The sequence below is a fragment of the Kosakonia sp. Marseille-Q7440 genome, from assembly GCF_965119485.1.
Map to the genome: position 1 here is coordinate 1768206 of NZ_CBCPLT010000001.1, position 18132 is coordinate 1786337.

Below are 18132 nucleotides of genomic sequence, written 5' to 3' on the forward strand. Positions count from 1 at the left end.
TTTACGCGGGAAGCTTAGCGATGTGCCAGTTCGGCGTGCTCTTCGCTATCGAGAATGGTTTTATCCGTCTGCTTCAGCCACTGGCTGGTCAGCGTCCCGGCGGTCATTGAGCCGCTGACGTTCAGCGCGGTACGGCCCATATCGATCAGCGGTTCAACGGAGATCAGCAGCGCAACCAGCGTAACCGGCAGGCCAAGCGCCGGCAGCACAATCAGCGCGGCGAACGTTGCACCGCCGCCCACGCCCGCCACACCGGCAGAGCTGATGGTGACGATGCCGACCAGCGTTGCAATCCACATCGGATCCAGCGGGTTGATGCCAACTGTCGGCGCTACCATTACCGCCAGCATTGCCGGGTAGAGACCCGCACAGCCATTCTGGCCGATGGTCGCACCAAAGGAGGCGGAGAAGCTGGCGATCGACTCCGGTACGCCAAGGCGACGGGTCTGCGCTTCCACATTCAGCGGAATAGAGGCGGCGCTGGAGCGGCTGGTAAAGGCAAAGGTCAGCACCGGCCATACTTTACGGAAGAACTTCAGCGGGCTTACGCCATTCACGCCCAGCAGCACGCCATGGACCACGAACATAATGCCGAGGCCGAGGTAAGAGGCGATAACAAAGCTGCCCAGCTTGATGATGTCGTGGATGTTGGAGCCTGCGACCACTTTAGTCATCAGCGCCAGCACGCCGTAAGGCGTCAGCTGCATCACCAGACGCACCAGCTTCATCACCCAGCTCTGCAAGGTGTCGATGGCGGTCAGCACGCGCTGGCCCTTCGGCGCATCATCTTTCAGCAGCTTCAGCGCGGCAACGCCGAGGAAAGCGGCAAAGATAACGATACTGATGATCGACGTCGGGCTTGCGCCAGTCAGATCGGCAAACGGATTTTTCGGCACAAACGACAGCAGCAGCTGCGGCACGGTCAGATCGGCCAGTTTACCGACGTAGTTGCTCTGAATGGCGTTCAGACGCGCGGTTTCCGCGCTGCCCTGAACCAGCCCTTCAGCAGTGAGGCCAAACAGATTGGTCACCAGCACACCGACCAGCGCGGCGATAAGGGTGGTGAACAGCAGCGTGCCGATGGTAAGGAAACTGATTTTGCCCAGCTGCGACGCGTTGTGCAGACGCGCAACGGCGCTGAGGATCGAGGCGAAAACCAGCGGCATGACGATCATTTGCAGCAGTTGCACATAGCCGTTACCGACGATGTTAAACCACTGAATAGACTCTTTCAGCACCGGATTATCGGCACCGTAAATGGCCTGCAGCGCGAGGCCGAACGCCACGCCAAGCCCGAGACCAACCAGTACTTTTTTTGCCAGGCTCCACTGTTTGTGGCGCGCCTGCGCCAGCAAAAGCAGCAGTGCTGCGAACACGACAACGTTCGCGATTAATGGAAAATTCATCCCCGTTCTCCTGATTTCATTATATTGATGACATCGAGGTCATCCTGTGGCGCAAGGTTAGCAGAAGTGCCCGGGGCGGCTTATATCCAAATGGAATGCTTTATAGCGAAGTGTTCGAAATCGACTATTTATCGTGCAGACTGGCGATCAATAAAGCGATTGAACTCATTTTGCAGGATATTTATCGCTTCGGATGACCAGCGGATTGCACCATTTTCGGGCAGGGTTTGCGGCATCCATACGGCATAGGTGAGCAGCGCCATGCAGAGTACACGCTCCATCTGGTTACCTTTTTGCGACGCGAGGATCGGCAGGCGAAAGCGCCAGCGGCAGGGCCAAAGCAGCGGCACGCCGGCGGGTGTGAGCATATCTGCAACGATATGGCTGAGATAGCCGACCACCATCCCCTGCAGCGCATCCGCCGGCAGGATCCAGCTGTCAGGCACTTTTAAGGCAAAGAGGATAAGCGCAAGAAACACCGCCAGCAGGCTATGGGTGAAACCGCGGTGACCAAAGGCGCGCGCAACGGGTTTTGAGATCCACTTTAGCCGCTGTCCAAGGAAGGATTTCGGGTGATCGATGTCCGGTAGCAGGCAGGTGAGAATGGCTGAAGGCACAATATGCCACCAGTCGCCCTGTGCAAGCACGGGCGTCAATTCGGCATTCTTGGTAAACACCGCGCAGGCTATGGAGAAAAGCAGGTGTCCTTCCGCCGTCATGATCAAACTCGCTAAACTGTCGATGCATACAGTATAGGATGTTTGTACAGTAGGCGGAAGAGGTGACGGTGTAACTCTTTGTCACAATCCTGCTAATTTAGCGCGCCAGCCAGCCGCCATCGACCGCCAGCGTGTAACCATTTATGTAATCAGCCGCCGAAGAGGCGAGAAAAACCGCCGCGCCCTGCAAATCCTCCGGCGTGCCCCACCGGCCAGCGGGAATGCGATCGAGGATCTCCTGATTACGTTCAGCATCTTCGCGCAGTTGCTGGGTATTGTTGGTCGCCATATAGCCGGGCGCAATCGCGTTGACGTTGATATTGTGCTTCGCCCACTCGTTGGCCAGCAGACGCGTCAGCCCCATCACGCCGCTTTTTGAGGCGGTGTAAGAGGGAACGCGGATGCCGCCCTGGTATGAAAGCATCGAGGCGATATTAATAATTTTGCCGCCGCTGCGCTGGGCGATAAATTGCCGGGCGACAGCCTGCGAGAGGAAGAAGAGCGATTTGAGGTTGAGATCCATCACCTCATCCCAATCCTTTTCACTGAAATCGATGGCGTCGCAGCGGCGGATCGTTCCGGCGTTATTGATGAGAATATCGAGGTGCCCCATCTTCGCTACCGCTTCATCGACAATCGACGTCAGCTGCTGCTGGTCGCGCAGGTCGGCCTGAATCGCGTGAAAACGGCGACCAAGCGCCTCGACGCGTTGTGCCGTTTCATGAGGGATTTTCCGGTTAACACCGACAATATCGCAGCCCGCTTCCGCCAGCCCTGTTGCCATTCCCTGGCCCAGACCGGTATCGCATCCGGTTACAAGAGCCACCTTACCCGTTAGCTTAAAAGCATCCAGTATCATATCTACTCCGGCGTGATGTCATGTCGTGACGGGCGTCAATGCCTGCGAATCAGAATAGAAGGCGGGAGCGCAAAATACAAACAAATGAAATGATGTTTCAATATTTTTGTGATGCAGGAGCGGCTTTGCACCGCTCCTGCACATTTTTAACCGAGCAGATGGGCGGCAGTAAGTTGCTGCAAGCTTTCAAGTTTGACGTTCGCCAGCACATAGCGCGGATCAGCGCGATGCTCCTCATCAGGAACGACAATCGAACGCATACGTGCCGCTTTGCTGGCAATCATCCCGTTTACGGAATCCTCCAGCGCCACGCAGGCTAAGGGATCGACGCCGAGCTTCGCCGCGCAATCGAGATAAACCTGCGGGTGCGGTTTGCTGTAAGGCAGGCTCTCGGCGGAGGCCAGCGCATCGAAGCTGTCACGCAGGTCGAACATCGCCAGCACTTTCTCCAGCATATGCAGCGGCGATGCGGAGGCCAGCCCGACGCGCAGACCGTTCGCTTTGCAAAGCGCCAGCGCTTCACGCACGCCCGGCAGCAGCGGACGCTCTGCTTCTACCAGCGCAATTGCGCGCTCAATAATTTGTGCGGTCACTTGCTGGCGGGACGGGCCGCTCCACGGCTGTTGCGCATACCACAAATCAACCACCATATCGATGCGCAGGCCCAGCGTGTCAGGCAGCTCGCCGCGGCGCGAGATGTCGACGCCGAGGCTTGAGATCACCTCAAGTTCGGCGCGATCCCACAGCGGTTCCGAGTCAATTAATAAACCATCCATATCAAAAATTGCTGCAACTGTTTGGCGCGGGGCAGACATAACACCTCTCCGGTTAGCGAAATAAAACAGGGTGAAGGTAGTGAGTATGGCAATGCGTTCACCCTGGCGTCTTTAAAAATCAGGCGAAAATAGTTATCAGCAGGTAGACTAAGGCACAAACAGTGCGTCAACAACAAGGGGAATCCATGACGTATCAACAAGCTGGACGCATCGCCGTACTGAAACGCGTTCTGGGTTGGGTGATTTTTATTCCGGCCGTTATTTCGACCGTTATTTCGATCCTGAAGTTTATGTATGAGCATAGTGATAAACAGCCCGGCATTAACGCCGTGATGCTCGATTTTGCCCATGTAATGATTGAGATGATGCGGTTCAATACGCCATTCCTCAATCTCTTCTGGTACAACTCGCCGACGCCCCATTTTCAGCAGGGCCTGAACGTTCTGTTCTGGATTATTTTCGCCTTGATCTTTGTTGGCCTGGCTCTACAGGCTTCCGGCGCGCGCATGAGCCGCCAGGCGCGCTTTGTGCGCGAAGGGGTGGAAAACCAGCTGATCCTCGAAAAAGCCAAAGGCGATGAGGGGCTTAGCCGCGAGCAGATAGAAGCGCGCATTAACGTGCCAAACCACACCATTTTCCTGCAGATTTTCCCGCTTTACGGGCTGCCAGCGATCATTATCGTGGCGGGCTACTTCTTCTTTAAGCTGCTCGGCTTTCTGTAAAGTTACAGCGCCCGATGGCATTCGCGATCGGGCTTCTTAGCCTTTCACTTTTACGCGGCCAATACGCGATCCAGCGCCTTCTGTGCGTTCATCAAATGTTCACCGCCGAAGAGAATGGCGCGATTGAAAAGGGTGTAAAGCTGGTAAATCGGTTGGCGGTCAAGGAAGTCGGGCGGGAGCGGGGAGATGGACTGGTAACCGTCGTAGATCTGCGGCGGCTGATCCGGATGGAGGGGCAGCATCGCCAGATCGCACTCCCTGTCGCCCCAGTAGCAGGCGGGATCGTAAATATAGGGGCCGTCCGGGCCGAGCGCGCAGTTGGCGGACCAGAGATCGCCATGCAGTAAAGAGGCCTGCGGCTGGTGGCCAGCTAACCGCTGCTGAACATGCTCAACAATTGCATCGATATTGCCGAACTGTAGCCCTTTCTCCGCTGCCAGCTCAAGCTGCCAGCCGATACGCTGCTCGGCAAAAAAGGTTGACCAGCGGCGCTGCCAGGCGTTGGGCTGCGGCGTGGTGGAGAGATCGTTATCGAAGTCGAGACCGAACTGCGGCTGATCGCTCCACTGATGAAGCCGGGCAAGCTGCTGACCCAGTAAAAAGGCGCTATGCACATCAAGCGGGCGGGCGTGAAGATACTCCATCACCAGGAAGCTGTAGTCGCGGTCGCTGCCGACTGCCCACACTTCAGGAACCCGTACCGTATTGCTGCGCGCCAGCAGCGCCAGCTGATCGGCTTCGGCAGTGAAGATGGGAAGCAGGGCGCGTTCATCACATTTAACGAAACAGTCGCGTCCTGCGTAACGTATGCGCCATGCAGCGTGAATTTCACCGCCCGGTAGCTCATCGCGTTGTTCAATTTCGCCTTCACCCAGTTGCTCGCTTAACAGACCACTTATCGCTTGCCACATGATATTTCTCCCATGTAATCAGCCAGATCATTAGGTTAGCGCACTAAAGCTGTGAAAAAATTCGACTTAACGCACACCAGGCGCACGCACGGCGCAGGATGGCACTTATTGCTCTTGTTGCCGCCACGTCTCCCAGGTGGAAACCGTAACGTCTGTTTTTCGCCCGACGGCACTTTCCGCCAGGCCGCTGGCAAGCTCATGAACCTCTTGCTCATTTAAGGCGCTAATCAGGCCGAAGGTGTTGGTGCCGAGATCGTGCACCTTGCCATCGTCGTCCGCCATGGTGATAAGAAAGCCCGCAAGTGTAAAGTGGTTATTTAGCTCGTTAATGTCCGTTAACGTCTCATCGTGAAATTTCACCGTGACGACGTAGCGGGTGATGCCATCGTTACTCATATTTCACCTCGTTGTTAATGCAAATTTTTTTAGCATAGTCGGCGACAAATATTTGTCGACTGGATGCCAGAGATTCCGCTGCGCTTACGCACCGCGTAAATAGTCGTAGATCTTCTGCGTATCTTCACTGGCACACAGGCGGGTACCCTGATTAATGGTTGCCGCGCTGCCGGCCGCGACGCCAAAACGCACCATATCGTCGAGGGGAGCATCTTCGGCAAGCTTAAGCGTCATGGCACCGACCATGCTGTCGCCCGCGCCAACGGTGCTCTTGCTTTTCATTGGTGGTGGCACAACCTGCACATGGCCCTGTTGATCCACCCCCAGCGCGCCTTGCGGTCCGAGCGAGACCACCACGCGACGCGCTTTGCCGCTGGTAATGATCTCCTGCGCCGCGCGCAGCACGTCATGGGGTTGGTTGAGCGGTCTGCCCACCAGCGCGCTGAGCTCTTTCTGGTTGGGTTTGACCAGTTCGATATTGCCAATCTCCAGCGCAGCGGCCAGTGCGTCGCCTGAGCTATCAATAATGCAGCGGATCCCCTGTTTTTGCGCAACGGTAATCAACTGCGTCAGCTTTTCGAGCTGGACACCCGGCGGAAGACTGCCGCTGATGACCAGAATCGCGCCGCTCTCTATCGTCAGCACTTTCTCTTCTATCTGGCGGAACTCATCTTCGCTGAGGGCGGCACCGGGCATCACAAAGCGATACTGCTCGCCGCTCGCCTCAACGTGCACATGCAGGTTTTGTCGCGTCCAGTCGGCGGTCTGCACGCTGAGGGTCGGGACATGCTCATCGGCGAGCAGGGCAGTCAGGTGTTCACCGGTTGCGCCGCCCGCCGGGAAAATCGCGGTGGCTTTGCCCCCGAGGTGGGCAATGGCGCGGGCAACATTAATGCCGCCGCCGCCCGGTTCAAATACTGGCGAGGTACAACGGAGTTTTCCTTCCGGATAAATTTGCGGCGTTATTGTCGCGCTATCGAGGGATGGCGCGAGGGTAAGCGTATAAATCGGTACCATATTTGACCTCCTGTTACGTAGCGTGCAGTAAGCCTGGCACCATTTACAGTGAAGGGAAAGTAAATAACAGTATGATTTTAAATACGATATTATTTTTACGGTGATATTTCGGAATCTATAACAATTATTCTGAGATCTCTCTTATTCAAAAAATCAAATAAGATTTCATTGATATGTTTAAGCGGTCTTTTTATAATTTGTTACCTTTCTGCGGACCGTTGGTCATTGATCCATAAGAAAGTTTCCGGGACCGTGTTGGTCTCATTTACTGTACGGATTTAAAAAAAATGAAGCTTTTTAAGACAGTACCCGCGCTGGTTATGGCTGCGGGCGTGCTTGCGTCGATGAATGCTGTCGCAGATGATACCGTTTTTACTGTCATGGATGACCCCGCCTCCGCGAAAAAACCGTTTGAAGGTAATGTCAACGGTGGCTATCTCGGTCAGTCAGGCAACACAAAGAGTTCCTCTTTGACGGCCGACTCTACCCTGACATGGTATGGCGATTCTACGGCCTGGTCCCTGTGGGGCAACGCCAGTAACACCTCGTCTAACGACGAACGTTCTTCCGAGAAGTATGCTGTTGGTGGCCGTAGCCGTTATAACATGACTGACTACGACTACCTGTTCGGCCAGGCGAGCTGGTTGACCGATCGCTACAACGGTTATCATGCCCGTGACATCGCTACCGCTGGTTATGGTCGTCAGTTCCTGAATGGCCCGGTTCACAGCTTCCGTCTCGAATTCGGTCCGGGTGTGCGTTATGACAAGTACACAAACGGCGATACCAAAACGACGGCGCTGGGCTACGCGTCTGGTACATACGCGTGGCAGTTCTCTGACAATGCGAAATTTACCCAGGGCGTTTCGGTATTTGGTGCGGACGATACTACCGTCAACTCCGAAACCGCGCTGAACGTGGCGATTAACTCCCACTTCGCGTTGAAGGTCGCCTACAACGTGACCTGGAACTCTGAGCCGCCGTCATCGGCACCGGATCATACCGATCGCAGAACGTCGATTACCTTAGGCTACAAAATTTAATTGGACGGGCCGGATTATCCGGCCCGTTTTTATTTACGTGAAGTGCGCAGTTAGCCAGTTAATTTTATTTAAGTCCGCTCCTGCATTTTCTCTCCACATTTCCTATTTGAGAAACATATTCAGTTTATTTGACACGAACGGCTAAATAAATTGACTGGGAAAAAGTGTGATCCAGATCTACAATTCTTGCTGTGGGCATTTTGCTGCCCGGCCAGTTAAATCTATTCAAGCAAGAGAATTTGATCATGAAAACAATCAAAACAACCGCAGCCGCGCTGGTTATTTCTGCGCTCTCTTTTAGCGTATTCGCGGCACAGCCTGCACAATCTACTAATCACGTCACCACCATCGAAGCGGGTTCAAACATGATCCCCGGTACGCATGCAGTAAACGGCTCTAACGCCGCTGCTTTTAATGCGCATACGCTGGTAGCCGGTGAGTGGGAATAAAGATTATTCTTAGCCGTTTCATCTGCTTATTTTAAAAACCGGATTATGTGGTACCGGTTTTTAAAGTTGGCAAGAGAGGTTTAGGAATGAGTTCTTTCTGACAGGTTATTTGCAAAAGGTGCGCTAATAACGCTTATTTCTGGTTGCGTTAAATCTCAGACTATCAACTACGCAGGAGCGAGAGAATATTCTCCGCCGCCTGGTTAGCCACTTTTAATACGGCATCCTGACCCTGCTGTAAAAGCTGCGCTTTGGCCATCTTGCTCGCTTCCAGCGCATAATCCGCATCTTCTATCCGGCTTCTTGCCGCCTGCGTGGCGACACTCTGCTGCGCCAGCACCGATTTGTTTGATTCAAAACGATTAATAAAAGCGCCGTATTGCGCCCGATACCCGCTCACTTTCTCCAGCGCCTGGTCGAGTTTACCCATCGTCATGCCAGCGGTGGTTTCCGACAGCAGATCCGTGCTGGTTAAGCCGAGGGATTTAACATCTGCGGGCGTGGCTGGAATGGTCGTTGATTTGATCTCATCCCCGACAGTGGCGCTGGTCACCACTTCCCACGGCCTGCTCTGCTTAGGCGGCTCTGCCGGTGTGATGGTCGGTTTTGGCAGATCGCCCCAGGTCAGGTTGCTGGTAAAAGAGCCGCTACCGACGACCATGACGACAAGATCTTCGGTGACGTCATCAATCTTTAATCGCTCAAGGCGGTTCGAACCGTTGCTGCCGTCATTGTAGGCCGCAGCGGATTCATAACGATCGCCATCGCCACTGTATTTGATGGTCATGCCGTTGTAGGAGAGCGTCGCACTGCCATTTAATGCCCAGGAAGAACCCCCTTCAATCAACAGCGAGTCATCGTAAGTGGCGCCACTCTCAAAACCATTCGATGCGGTCAATACGCGGCTGGTCGCCTTCGCTGAATCTGTGATGCCGCGGCTTTTCCAGGTGTAATCCGGATCGCTGCCGTTAATCGGCGTTCCCGCCAGATGTTTACCGTCGCGCGTAAAGAGCTGGATGTCGTCATCAAGGCCCAATGAGTCGATGGTTATAGCAATATTTTTCGCCCCCGCCGGAATATAGGCCAGCGAGACGATACCTGAGCTGAACGAATAGTCCGTTCCGCTCACCGGAAATTTAGTACTCAGCGGCGGAACATCGCCGATAAGCGCTGGTGGAAGTTCCGGGGCGTCCGTTGCCAGGGGATAAGAGCCGAAAATCTCGGTGCCTTCGGAAATCGACTGAATGGTATCGAGAATACTTTTGTATTCGTTCTGGATACTTTGTCTGTCACTTTCAGAAAGCGTACTGTTACCGGCCTGGATAGCCAGACTTTTGGCGCGGATCAGCCGTTCGCTAATGGTGCTCAGGCCGCCATCGGCGGTCTGCGCCATGCTGATGGCGTCATCAAGCCCGCGGGAAACCACGGTGTCTGCGTTACTGTTTGAACGCATACGATTAGCGATGGCCTGTCCTGCCGCATCGTCTTTTGCGCCATTGATTCGTAAGCCTGACGATAAACGCTCAATTGACTCCTGCAGAGTCGATGAGGTTGTTTTGCGAACCGTCAGGTTCAAGCCCGTCATCTCGTTGTAATTGATCGCTTGCATTACCGTCGCTTTATCATTCAAACCACGAATGCTCTATTTATCGGCAACAGTAGCGAGTTTCTTTAAGGTAAATCGATAAGGAAATTTAACTTTGTGCAACTGTATAAAAAACAAGTCCTTTTACATTTTCGCTAAAGATTTGCAGTGTTGTGGCACACTTACAGGCAACTGCAATAAGGGTAGGCTGCGTGTTACTCAAGGCTTTCTAATGAAAAAAAACGGGGAGATGGGGCGGTATGGGCAAGTTAAATGATGCGGCGCTGTACGATGAGATGTGCCGGGTAGTGGGCAAGGTCGTGCTTGAGATGCGTGACCTGGGGCAGGAGCCTAAGCATATTGTTATCGCGGGTGTGGTGAGAACCATGCTGGCTAATCAGAGAATTAAACGTAGCGAACTGACAGAAGCGGCGATGGAAGAGGTGATCCGAGCCCTTGGTTTTGACGCCTGAGCCGGGTTTCAACAGGGCACGCATTGCTGCGTGCCCGGGAGAAGCGAAAGCCCTAGCGTCGTTTTCTCGGTGAAACCGGAAGGGTTTGTGAATATTTCACTTTGCTGTGTTTGTAGAAGGCAAAAATAACAATAGCAATCAACAGAATAATGGCTAAGATATAAACTATTACCATGATTTATCAGTGGGTTAGGGGTTGCTGGGTAGCCAAATAGACTGCTTCTACCCCTGTTGTGTCAAGATGTAAACGAAAAATCAGATAATACCTTCCTTGCGCCAGCACGGTTAAATGGCGGCTCTCCTCCATAGCGACGGAAAAGGGCGCAAAAATGATCCCCGTCACACTAGCCCTTTCAACGCCGAGTGCAAATGTGTACTATTGTCGGGTACTTAACAGCAGCGGGTAAGGGTAAAGTCCGGTCATCACCGTTCGATACATATTCCGCAGAGTGAAGCGAGAAAACTTATCTAAGTTGCTGTTATATCTTTGAAATCTCATTTTGCATGTGCTCTTTCGTGTGGCGCACCACTGCAAATTAAGGAAATGAAATGCCTGTAATTACGCTTCCTGATGGCAGTCAACGCCATTATGACCACGCCGTAAGTCCCCTGGATGTTGCGCTTGATATTGGCCCTGGTCTGGCGAAAGCCTGCATCGCTGGTCGTGTCAACGGTGAACTGGTCGATGCTTCAGATATCATCGACAGTGATGCAAACCTTGCTATCATCACCGCAAAAGATGAGGAAGGGCTGGAGATTATCCGCCACTCCTGTGCGCATCTGTTGGGCCATGCGATCAAGCAGCTGTGGCCGCACACTAAAATGGCAATTGGTCCGGTTATCGACAATGGCTTCTATTATGACGTTGATCTCGATCACACCCTGACTCAGGAAGATATCGACGCGCTCGAAAAACGTATGCACGAGCTCGCCGAATCCAACTATGACGTTATCAAGAAGAAAGTGAGCTGGCAGGAAGCGCGTGAAACGTTTGTCGCACGCGGTGAAAACTACAAAGTCTCCATTCTTGATGAAAACATTGCCCATGATGACAAGCCTGGCTTGTATCATCATGAAGAATACGTCGATATGTGCCGTGGTCCGCACGTACCGAATATGCGTTTCTGCCACCACTTCAAACTGATGAAAACGGCGGGCGCTTACTGGCGCGGCGACAGCAACAACAAGATGCTGCAGCGTATTTACGGTACCGCATGGGCAGATAAAAAAGCGCTTAATGCCTATCTGCTGCGTCTGGAAGAAGCCGCAAAACGCGACCACCGTAAAATCGGTAAGCAGCTTGACCTGTACCATATGCAGGAAGAAGCGCCGGGTATGGTCTTCTGGCACAACGATGGCTGGACCATTTTCCGTGAACTGGAAACGTTCGTACGCTCTAAGCTGAAAGCGTATCAGTACCAGGAAGTGAAAGGCCCGTTTATGATGGACCGTGTGCTGTGGGAAAAAACCGGCCACTGGGACAACTATAAAGATGCTATGTTTACGACCTCTTCGGAGAATCGTGAGTACTGCATCAAACCGATGAACTGCCCGGGACATGTGCAGATTTTCAACCAGGGGTTGAAATCCTACCGCGACCTGCCGCTGCGTATGGCGGAGTTCGGTAGCTGCCACCGTAATGAACCTTCGGGCGCGTTGCACGGTCTGATGCGTGTGCGCGGCTTTACGCAAGATGATGCGCACATTTTCTGTACGGAAGAGCAGGTTCGCGATGAAGTGAACGCCTGCATCCGTATGGTCTACGATATGTACAGCACGTTTGGCTTCGAAAAAATCGTTGTTAAACTCTCCACCCGTCCCGAGAAACGTATCGGTAGTGACGAGATGTGGGATCGTGCTGAGGCGGATCTGGCAGTTGCGCTGGAAGAGAACAATATCCCATTTGAATATCAACTGGGTGAAGGCGCATTCTACGGTCCGAAAATTGAATTTACCCTTTATGACTGCCTCGATCGTGCATGGCAGTGCGGAACGGTACAGCTGGACTTCTCCCTGCCGGCTCGTCTGAACGCCTCTTATGTAGGCGAAAGCAACGAGCGTCAGGTTCCAGTTATGATTCACCGCGCAATTCTTGGGTCACTGGAGCGCTTTATCGGCATCCTGACTGAAGAGTTCGCTGGCTTCTTCCCAACCTGGCTCGCGCCGGTGCAGGTCGTAGTCATGAACATTACTGATTCACAGTCTGAATATGTCAACGAATTGACCCAGAAACTGCAAAATGCGGGCATTCGTGTAAAAGCAGACTTGAGAAACGAGAAGATAGGCTTTAAAATCCGCGAGCACACTTTACGTCGTGTCCCTTATATGCTTGTTTGTGGTGACAAAGAGGTTGAAGCCGGCAAAGTTGCTGTGCGTACCCGTCGCGGTAAAGACCTGGGTAGCCTTGACGTAAATGAAGTTATCGAGAAGCTGCAACAAGAGATTCGCAGCCGCAGTCTTAAACAACTGGAGGAATAAGGTATTAAAGGCGGAAAACGAGTTCAAACGGCGCGTCCCAATCGTATTAATGGCGAGATCCGCGCCCTGGAAGTTCGCTTAACTGGTCTGGAAGGCGAGCAGCTTGGTATTGTGAGTCTGCGAGAAGCTCTGGAAAAAGCTGAAGAAGCCGGGGTTGATTTAGTCGAAATTAGCCCTAACGCCGAGCCGCCCGTTTGCCGTATAATGGACTACGGCAAGTTCCTCTATGAAAAGAGCAAATCTTCTAAGGAACAGAAGAAGAAGCAAAAAGTTATTCAGGTCAAGGAAATCAAATTCCGACCTGGTACAGATGAAGGCGACTATCAGGTAAAACTCCGCAGCCTGATTCGCTTTCTTGAAGAGGGCGATAAGGCCAAGATCACGCTGCGTTTCCGCGGTCGTGAGATGGCCCACCAACAGATCGGTATGGAAGTGCTTAACCGCGTGAAAGAAGATCTGGTCGAACTGGCAGTTGTCGAATCCTTCCCTACGAAGATCGAAGGCCGCCAGATGATTATGGTGCTTGCTCCTAAGAAGAAACAGTAAGGCCATCAAGTAATTAAACCTGTGGGCCTCGTGCTCGCGGGTTTAGTTCGCCTTTGTTTCGTTTATTAACAATGCGAAGTGGAAATTGAAAAATGCCAAAGATCAAAACCGTACGCGGTGCTGCTAAGCGCTTCAAAAAAACCGGTAAAGGTGGTTTTAAGCACAAGCATGCTAACCTGCGTCATATTCTGACCAAAAAAGCTACCAAGCGTAAACGTCACCTGCGTCCGAAAGCCATGGTTTCTAAAGGCGATCTGGGCCTGGTCATCGCGTGCCTACCGTACGCATAAGTCGTTAACCTTTTAACTTTTTAATTAGAATATACAGGAGAGCATATGGCTCGCGTAAAACGTGGTGTGATTGCACGTGCACGTCATAAGAAAATTTTGAAACAAGCTAAAGGCTACTACGGCGCGCGTTCACGCGTTTACCGTGTTGCCTTCCAGGCTGTTATCAAAGCTGGTCAGTACGCTTATCGTGACCGTCGTCAGAAAAAGCGTCAGTTCCGTCAGCTGTGGATTGCACGTATCAACGCAGCAGCACGTCAGAACGGTATTTCTTACAGCAAGTTCATCAACGGCCTGAAAAAAGCCTCTGTTGAAATTGACCGTAAGATCCTGGCTGACATCGCCGTATTCGACAAAGTGGCATTCTCTGCCCTGGTTGAAAAAGCGAAAGCAGCTCTGGCGTAAGCCAGTTTAAGAGAGGGAGCCTGGCTCCCTCTTTTGCTTTAACAGTATCAATACATTGACTTTTTGCCGTGATGCGTTTTCAATAGCCCATCGTCGCCACGTAGCCGATTAAGGTAATGCAAGCATGAATGCTGCTATTTTCCGCTTCTTTTTTTACTTTAGCACCTGAACCCAGGGGGCTTGCGCGTGAAAGAAGAAACGGAAAACAGCGCCAGAAAGCCTCCCTTGTGGAGGCTTTTTTTGTATCTGCCGCGTGTAAATATCGTCATATAACGAGGAAAACCATGTCACATCTCGCAGAGCTGGTTGCCAGTGCGAAGGCAGCCATTAACGATGCTTCAGATGTCGCCGCGCTGGACAACGTACGCGTCGAATATTTGGGTAAGAAAGGGCATCTGACCCTTCAGATGACCACCCTGCGTGAGCTGCCGCCAGAAGAGCGCCCGGCTGCCGGAGCGGTAATCAATGAAGCGAAAGAGCAGGTTCAGCAAGCGCTGAACGCGCGCAAAAACGATCTCGAAAGCGCTGCGCTGAATGCCCGCCTCGCCGCTGAGACCATCGATGTCTCTCTGCCAGGCCGTCGTATTGAAAATGGCGGTCTGCACCCGGTGACCCGTACCATCGATCGTATCGAGAGCTTCTTCGGTGAGCTGGGCTTTACCGTCGCCACCGGGCCGGAGATCGAAGACGATTACCACAACTTTGACGCGCTGAACATTCCGGGCCACCACCCGGCGCGTGCCGATCACGACACCTTCTGGTTCGACGCTACGCGTCTGCTGCGTACCCAGACCTCAGGCGTGCAGATCCGCACCATGGAGCACCAGCAGCCGCCGATTCGCATTATTGCCCCGGGCCGCGTCTACCGTAACGACTACGATCAGACCCACACCCCGATGTTCCATCAGATGGAAGGGCTGATCGTTGATAAAAACATCAGCTTTACCAACCTGAAAGGGACGCTGCACGACTTCCTGCGTAACTTCTTTGAAGAGGATCTGCAAATCCGCTTCCGTCCCTCCTACTTCCCGTTCACCGAACCCTCCGCCGAAGTGGATGTGATGGGTAAAAACGGTAAATGGCTGGAAGTGCTGGGCTGTGGCATGGTCCACCCGAATGTACTGCGTAACGTTGGCATCGACCCGGAAATCTACTCCGGTTTCGCATTTGGCATGGGGATGGAGCGTCTCACCATGCTGCGCTACGGTGTGACAGATCTGCGCGCATTCTTCGAAAACGATTTGCGTTTCCTCAAACAGTTTAAATAAGGGCAGGCGAAACAATGAAATTCAGTGAACTGTGGTTACGCGAATGGGTGAACCCAGCGGTTGATAGCGAAGCGCTCTCCGGGCAGATCACCATGGCCGGTCTGGAAGTGGACGGCGTTGAACCGGTCGCCGGCGCGTTTCATGGCGTGGTGGTTGGCGAAGTGATGGAGTGCGCTCAGCACCCGAACGCTGACAAACTGCGCGTAACAAAAGTGAATGTGGGCGGCGATCGCCTGCTGGATATCGTCTGCGGCGCGCCAAACTGCCGCCTCGGGCTGAAAGTGGCCGTAGCGACAGTCGGCGCGGTACTGCCAGGCGATTTCAAAATCAAAGCGGCGAAACTGCGCGGCGAACCCTCTGAAGGGATGCTCTGCTCCTTCTCCGAACTCGGTATTTCCGACGATCACAACGGCATCATTGAACTGCCGGCAGATGCGCCGATCGGCACCGATATTCGTGAATACCTGAAGCTTGACGACAACACTATCGAAATCAGCGTTACGCCAAACCGTGCCGATTGCCTGGGCATTATCGGCGTGGCTCGCGACGTTGCGGTGCTGAATAAATCCCCGCTGAACGAGCCAGAAATTGCGCCCGTTGCTGCAACCATTAACGATACGCTGCCGATCGTTGTGGAAGCGAAAGAGGCCTGTCCGCGTTACCTTGGCCGCCTGGTCAAAGGTATCAACGTCAGCGCGCCGACGCCGCTGTGGATGAAAGAGAAGCTGCGCCGCTGCGGCATTCGTTCAATCGATGCGGTAGTCGATGTCACTAACTACGTTCTGCTTGAGCTCGGCCAGCCGATGCACGCCTTCGACAGCGATCGCCTTGAAGGCGGCATCGTGGTACGTATGGCGAAAGAGGGCGAAACGCTGGTGCTGCTTGATGGCAACGAAGCGAAACTGAGTGCCGACACGCTGGTGATTGCAGACCAGAAAAAAGCGCTGGCGATGGGCGGTATCTTCGGCGGTGAACACTCCGGTGTGAACAGCGAAACGCAAAACGTCCTGCTGGAGTGCGCCTTCTTCAACCCGCTCTCCATTACCGGTCGCGCACGTCGTCACGGTCTGCACACCGATGCTTCTCACCGCTACGAGCGCGGCGTCGATCCGCAACTGCAATACAAAGCGATGGAGCGTGCTACGCGCCTGCTGCTGGATATTTGCGGCGGTGAAGCAGGCCCGGTCATTGACGTTACCGACGAAGCGTCAATGCCGAAACGCGCCACTATCCGTCTGCGTCGCAGCAAGCTGGATCGCCTGATTGGCCATCACATTGCCGACGAGCAGGTGAGCGATATTCTGACCCGTCTTGGCTGCGAAGTGACCGCAGGCCAGGATGAGTGGCTGGCGGTTGCGCCGAGCTGGCGTTTCGATATGGAGATCGAAGAGGACCTGGTGGAAGAGGTTGCCCGTGTTTACGGTTACAACAATATTCCTGACGAGCCGGTGCAGGCCGGGCTGGTGATGGGCGAACATCGCGAAGCCAACTTGTCCCTTAAGCGAGTGAAAACTATGCTTAACGACAAAGGCTACCAGGAAGTGATCACCTACAGCTTCGTTGATCCGAAACTGCAGCAGTTGATCCACCCGGGCGAAGAAGCGCTGGTGCTGCCAAGCCCAATCTCCAGCGAAATGTCGGTGATGCGTCTCTCACTGTGGACTGGTCTGCTGGGCACCATTGTCTATAACCAGAACCGTCAGCAGAGCCGTGTACGCATTTTCGAAACCGGTCTGCGTTTCGTGCCGGATACCCAGGCGAACCTCGGCATCCGTCAGGACGTGATGCTGGCGGGCGCTATCTGCGGAAACCGTTATGAAGAGCACTGGGACCTGGCGAAAAACAGCGTTGACTTCTTCGACCTGAAAGGCGATCTGGAGTCTGTGCTCGAGCTGACCGGCAAATTAGGCGCTATCGAATTCCGCGCAGAGACCAATCCGGCGCTGCATCCGGGTCAATCTGCCGCGATTTATCTGAAAGATAAACGCATTGGCTTTATCGGCGTGGTGCATCCGGAGCTGGAGCGTAAGCTTGATCTGAACGGCCGTACGCTGGTGTTTGAACTGGAGTGGAATGCCCTCGCAGACCGCGCCGTGCCTCAGGCTCAGGAGATTTCTCGCTTCCCGGCGAACCGCCGCGACATCGCTGTTGTGGTCAATGAAAATGTACTCGCAGCAGATGTTTTGGCTGAATGTAAGAAAGTTGGCGCAAATCAGGTAGTTGGCGTAAACTTGTTTGACGTGTACCGCGGTAAGGGCGTCGTGGAAGGGTCGAAAAGCCTTGCCATCAGTCTGATCCTTCAGGATACCGGCCGTACACTCGAAGAAGAGGAGATTGCCGCTACCGTTGCCAGATGTGTAGAGGCATTAAAAGAGCGATTCCAGGCATCATTGAGGGATTGAACCTATGGCGCTTACAAAAGCTGAAATGTCAGAATATCTGTTTGATAAGCTTGGGCTTAGCAAGCGGGACGCAAAAGAGCTGGTAGAGCTGTTTTTCGAAGAGATCCGTCGCGCTCTGGAAAATGGTGAGCAGGTCAAACTCTCCGGCTTCGGCAACTTTGATTTGCGTGACAAGAATCAACGTCCGGGCCGTAACCCAAAAACCGGCGAAGATATTCCCATTACAGCACGGCGCGTGGTGACCTTCAGACCCGGCCAGAAGTTAAAGAGCCGCGTTGAAAACGCTTCGCCCAAAGCTGAATGATTTTTTTGCACTAACCAAAAAGGCCGCCTCGCGGCCTTTTTTCTTTTCAGCATTCGCTATCCCTCTTAGAATCAGTCACCTGGCTG

At 53.4% G+C, this 18132-nt stretch carries 20 protein-coding genes and 1 other annotated feature; of the genes, 12 read left to right on the forward strand and 8 right to left on the reverse strand.

The annotated features are described in order from the left end of the window. Window positions 1-14 precede the first annotated feature (14 nt). The 4 genes from ACWPW2_RS08150 to hxpB all read right to left on the reverse strand — a co-directional run bounded on the left by ACWPW2_RS08150 (window position 15) and on the right by hxpB (window position 3799). Entirely contained in the window at window positions 15-1406 is a 1392-nt protein-coding gene (locus tag ACWPW2_RS08150; protein ID WP_454122340.1) for an L-cystine transporter, read from the reverse strand. A 128-nt stretch (window positions 1407-1534) separates the two neighbouring features. Next, window positions 1535-2125 carry a metal-dependent hydrolase gene (locus ACWPW2_RS08155; protein ID WP_454122342.1) on the reverse strand — a complete coding sequence of 197 codons (591 nt, stop codon included), beginning with the start codon at window positions 2123-2125 and terminating at the stop codon, window positions 1535-1537. A gap of 97 nt (window positions 2126-2222) precedes the next feature. Beyond that, the gene (kduD, locus tag ACWPW2_RS08160; protein ID WP_270220781.1) at window positions 2223-2984 is read right to left on the reverse strand and encodes a 2-dehydro-3-deoxy-D-gluconate 5-dehydrogenase KduD; all 762 of its coding nucleotides are present in this window, start codon (window positions 2982-2984) and stop codon (window positions 2223-2225) included. A gap of 146 nt (window positions 2985-3130) precedes the next feature. Further along, entirely contained in the window at window positions 3131-3799 is a 669-nt protein-coding gene (hxpB, locus tag ACWPW2_RS08165) for a hexitol phosphatase HxpB (protein WP_023481710.1), read from the reverse strand. A gap of 146 nt (window positions 3800-3945) precedes the next feature. Between hxpB and ACWPW2_RS08170 the strand changes: the two genes are divergently transcribed. Continuing rightward, complete coding sequence (locus tag ACWPW2_RS08170) at window positions 3946-4482, forward strand: YniB family protein (RefSeq protein ID WP_454122345.1); 537 nt, start codon at window positions 3946-3948, stop codon at window positions 4480-4482. A gap of 50 nt (window positions 4483-4532) precedes the next feature. Here ACWPW2_RS08170 and ACWPW2_RS08175 read toward each other — a convergent pair whose 3' ends face one another. The 3 genes from ACWPW2_RS08175 to pfkB form a co-directional block, all read right to left on the reverse strand. After that, window positions 4533-5393 (reverse strand): fructosamine kinase family protein, encoded by an 861-nt coding sequence (locus ACWPW2_RS08175; protein WP_124968493.1) that lies wholly within the window; start codon window positions 5391-5393, stop codon window positions 4533-4535. A gap of 105 nt (window positions 5394-5498) precedes the next feature. Next, a complete protein-coding gene (gene ghoS, locus ACWPW2_RS08180; protein ID WP_124968492.1) occupies window positions 5499-5789 on the reverse strand; it encodes a type V toxin-antitoxin system endoribonuclease antitoxin GhoS in 291 nt (96 codons plus the stop codon). 84 nt (window positions 5790-5873) lie between these two features. Next, window positions 5874-6806: a 6-phosphofructokinase II gene (gene pfkB / locus ACWPW2_RS08185; protein WP_454122348.1), complete on the reverse strand. Its 933-nt coding sequence runs from the start codon at window positions 6804-6806 to the stop codon at window positions 5874-5876. A 287-nt stretch (window positions 6807-7093) separates the two neighbouring features. Between pfkB and ACWPW2_RS08190 the strand changes: the two genes are divergently transcribed. Together ACWPW2_RS08190 and ACWPW2_RS08195 are read left to right on the forward strand one after the other, a co-directional pair. Then, window positions 7094-7849 (forward strand): DUF481 domain-containing protein, encoded by a 756-nt coding sequence (locus ACWPW2_RS08190; RefSeq protein ID WP_023481849.1) that lies wholly within the window; start codon window positions 7094-7096, stop codon window positions 7847-7849. Between the two features lie 245 nt (window positions 7850-8094). Continuing rightward, window positions 8095-8298: a hypothetical protein gene (locus tag ACWPW2_RS08195; protein WP_023481611.1), complete on the forward strand. Its 204-nt coding sequence runs from the start codon at window positions 8095-8097 to the stop codon at window positions 8296-8298. Window positions 8299-8461: 163 nt separating this feature from the next. On the opposite strand, the gene ACWPW2_RS08200 is transcribed toward ACWPW2_RS08195, so the two are convergent. Then, the gene (locus ACWPW2_RS08200) at window positions 8462-9907 is read right to left on the reverse strand and encodes a flagellin N-terminal helical domain-containing protein (protein WP_454122351.1); all 1446 of its coding nucleotides are present in this window, start codon (window positions 9905-9907) and stop codon (window positions 8462-8464) included. Between the two features lie 236 nt (window positions 9908-10143). On the opposite strand from ACWPW2_RS08200, the gene fumD reads away from it, so the two are divergent. The 9 genes from fumD to ihfA all read left to right on the forward strand — a co-directional run bounded on the left by fumD (window position 10144) and on the right by ihfA (window position 18046). After that, window positions 10144-10356: a fumarate hydratase FumD gene (gene fumD, locus ACWPW2_RS08205; protein ID WP_023481640.1), complete on the forward strand. Its 213-nt coding sequence runs from the start codon at window positions 10144-10146 to the stop codon at window positions 10354-10356. Between the two features lie 549 nt (window positions 10357-10905). Beyond that, a complete protein-coding gene (thrS, locus tag ACWPW2_RS08210; protein WP_023481648.1) occupies window positions 10906-12834 on the forward strand; it encodes a threonine--tRNA ligase in 1929 nt (642 codons plus the stop codon). A gap of 3 nt (window positions 12835-12837) precedes the next feature. After that, window positions 12838-13380 (forward strand): translation initiation factor IF-3, encoded by a 543-nt coding sequence (infC, locus tag ACWPW2_RS08215; protein WP_071789579.1) that lies wholly within the window; start codon window positions 12838-12840, stop codon window positions 13378-13380. 92 nt (window positions 13381-13472) lie between these two features. Beyond that, window positions 13473-13670 carry a 50S ribosomal protein L35 gene (gene rpmI / locus ACWPW2_RS08220; RefSeq protein WP_001124225.1) on the forward strand — a complete coding sequence of 66 codons (198 nt, stop codon included), beginning with the start codon at window positions 13473-13475 and terminating at the stop codon, window positions 13668-13670. 45 nt (window positions 13671-13715) lie between these two features. Beyond that, a complete protein-coding gene (gene rplT, locus ACWPW2_RS08225) occupies window positions 13716-14072 on the forward strand; it encodes a 50S ribosomal protein L20 (protein WP_007374646.1) in 357 nt (118 codons plus the stop codon). 119 nt (window positions 14073-14191) lie between these two features. Beyond that, window positions 14192-14316, forward strand: a sequence feature (Phe leader region). After that, window positions 14197-14241, forward strand: coding sequence for a pheST operon leader peptide PheM (pheM, locus tag ACWPW2_RS08230; RefSeq protein WP_001386830.1), 45 nt, complete (start codon window positions 14197-14199; stop codon window positions 14239-14241). (Overlaps the previous feature by 45 nt.) Window positions 14317-14356: 40 nt before the next feature. After that, window positions 14357-15340 (forward strand): phenylalanine--tRNA ligase subunit alpha, encoded by a 984-nt coding sequence (gene pheS, locus ACWPW2_RS08235; RefSeq protein WP_023481633.1) that lies wholly within the window; start codon window positions 14357-14359, stop codon window positions 15338-15340. A 14-nt stretch (window positions 15341-15354) separates the two neighbouring features. Beyond that, complete coding sequence (gene pheT, locus ACWPW2_RS08240) at window positions 15355-17742, forward strand: phenylalanine--tRNA ligase subunit beta (protein WP_454122355.1); 2388 nt, start codon at window positions 15355-15357, stop codon at window positions 17740-17742. Window positions 17743-17746: 4 nt separating this feature from the next. Then, on the forward strand, window positions 17747-18046 hold the full coding sequence (ihfA, locus tag ACWPW2_RS08245; protein WP_006820203.1) for an integration host factor subunit alpha: 300 nt from the start codon (window positions 17747-17749) through the stop codon (window positions 18044-18046). Window positions 18047-18132: the final 86 nt, after the last annotated feature.

Coding starts and splice junctions, on each gene's coding strand:
- pfkB (WP_454122348.1), bottom strand. CDS start 6,806: ATGGTACCGATTTATACGCTTACCCTCGCGCCATCCCTCGATAGCGCG.
- ihfA (WP_006820203.1), top strand. CDS start 17,747: ATGGCGCTTACAAAAGCTGAAATGTCAGAATATCTGTTTGATAAGCTT.
- pheT (WP_454122355.1), top strand. CDS start 15,355: ATGAAATTCAGTGAACTGTGGTTACGCGAATGGGTGAACCCAGCGGTT.
- fumD (WP_023481640.1), top strand. CDS start 10,144: ATGGGCAAGTTAAATGATGCGGCGCTGTACGATGAGATGTGCCGGGTA.
- ACWPW2_RS08150 (WP_454122340.1), bottom strand. CDS start 1,406: ATGAATTTTCCATTAATCGCGAACGTTGTCGTGTTCGCAGCACTGCTG.
- ACWPW2_RS08170 (WP_454122345.1), top strand. CDS start 3,946: ATGACGTATCAACAAGCTGGACGCATCGCCGTACTGAAACGCGTTCTG.
- ACWPW2_RS08195 (WP_023481611.1), top strand. CDS start 8,095: ATGAAAACAATCAAAACAACCGCAGCCGCGCTGGTTATTTCTGCGCTC.
- rpmI (WP_001124225.1), top strand. CDS start 13,473: ATGCCAAAGATCAAAACCGTACGCGGTGCTGCTAAGCGCTTCAAAAAA.
- thrS (WP_023481648.1), top strand. CDS start 10,906: ATGCCTGTAATTACGCTTCCTGATGGCAGTCAACGCCATTATGACCAC.
- ACWPW2_RS08200 (WP_454122351.1), bottom strand. CDS start 9,907: ATGCAAGCGATCAATTACAACGAGATGACGGGCTTGAACCTGACGGTT.
- ghoS (WP_124968492.1), bottom strand. CDS start 5,789: ATGAGTAACGATGGCATCACCCGCTACGTCGTCACGGTGAAATTTCAC.
- ACWPW2_RS08155 (WP_454122342.1), bottom strand. CDS start 2,125: ATGACGGCGGAAGGACACCTGCTTTTCTCCATAGCCTGCGCGGTGTTT.
- ACWPW2_RS08190 (WP_023481849.1), top strand. CDS start 7,094: ATGAAGCTTTTTAAGACAGTACCCGCGCTGGTTATGGCTGCGGGCGTG.
- hxpB (WP_023481710.1), bottom strand. CDS start 3,799: ATGTCTGCCCCGCGCCAAACAGTTGCAGCAATTTTTGATATGGATGGT.
- ACWPW2_RS08175 (WP_124968493.1), bottom strand. CDS start 5,393: ATGTGGCAAGCGATAAGTGGTCTGTTAAGCGAGCAACTGGGTGAAGGC.
- kduD (WP_270220781.1), bottom strand. CDS start 2,984: ATGATACTGGATGCTTTTAAGCTAACGGGTAAGGTGGCTCTTGTAACC.
- rplT (WP_007374646.1), top strand. CDS start 13,716: ATGGCTCGCGTAAAACGTGGTGTGATTGCACGTGCACGTCATAAGAAA.
- pheS (WP_023481633.1), top strand. CDS start 14,357: ATGTCACATCTCGCAGAGCTGGTTGCCAGTGCGAAGGCAGCCATTAAC.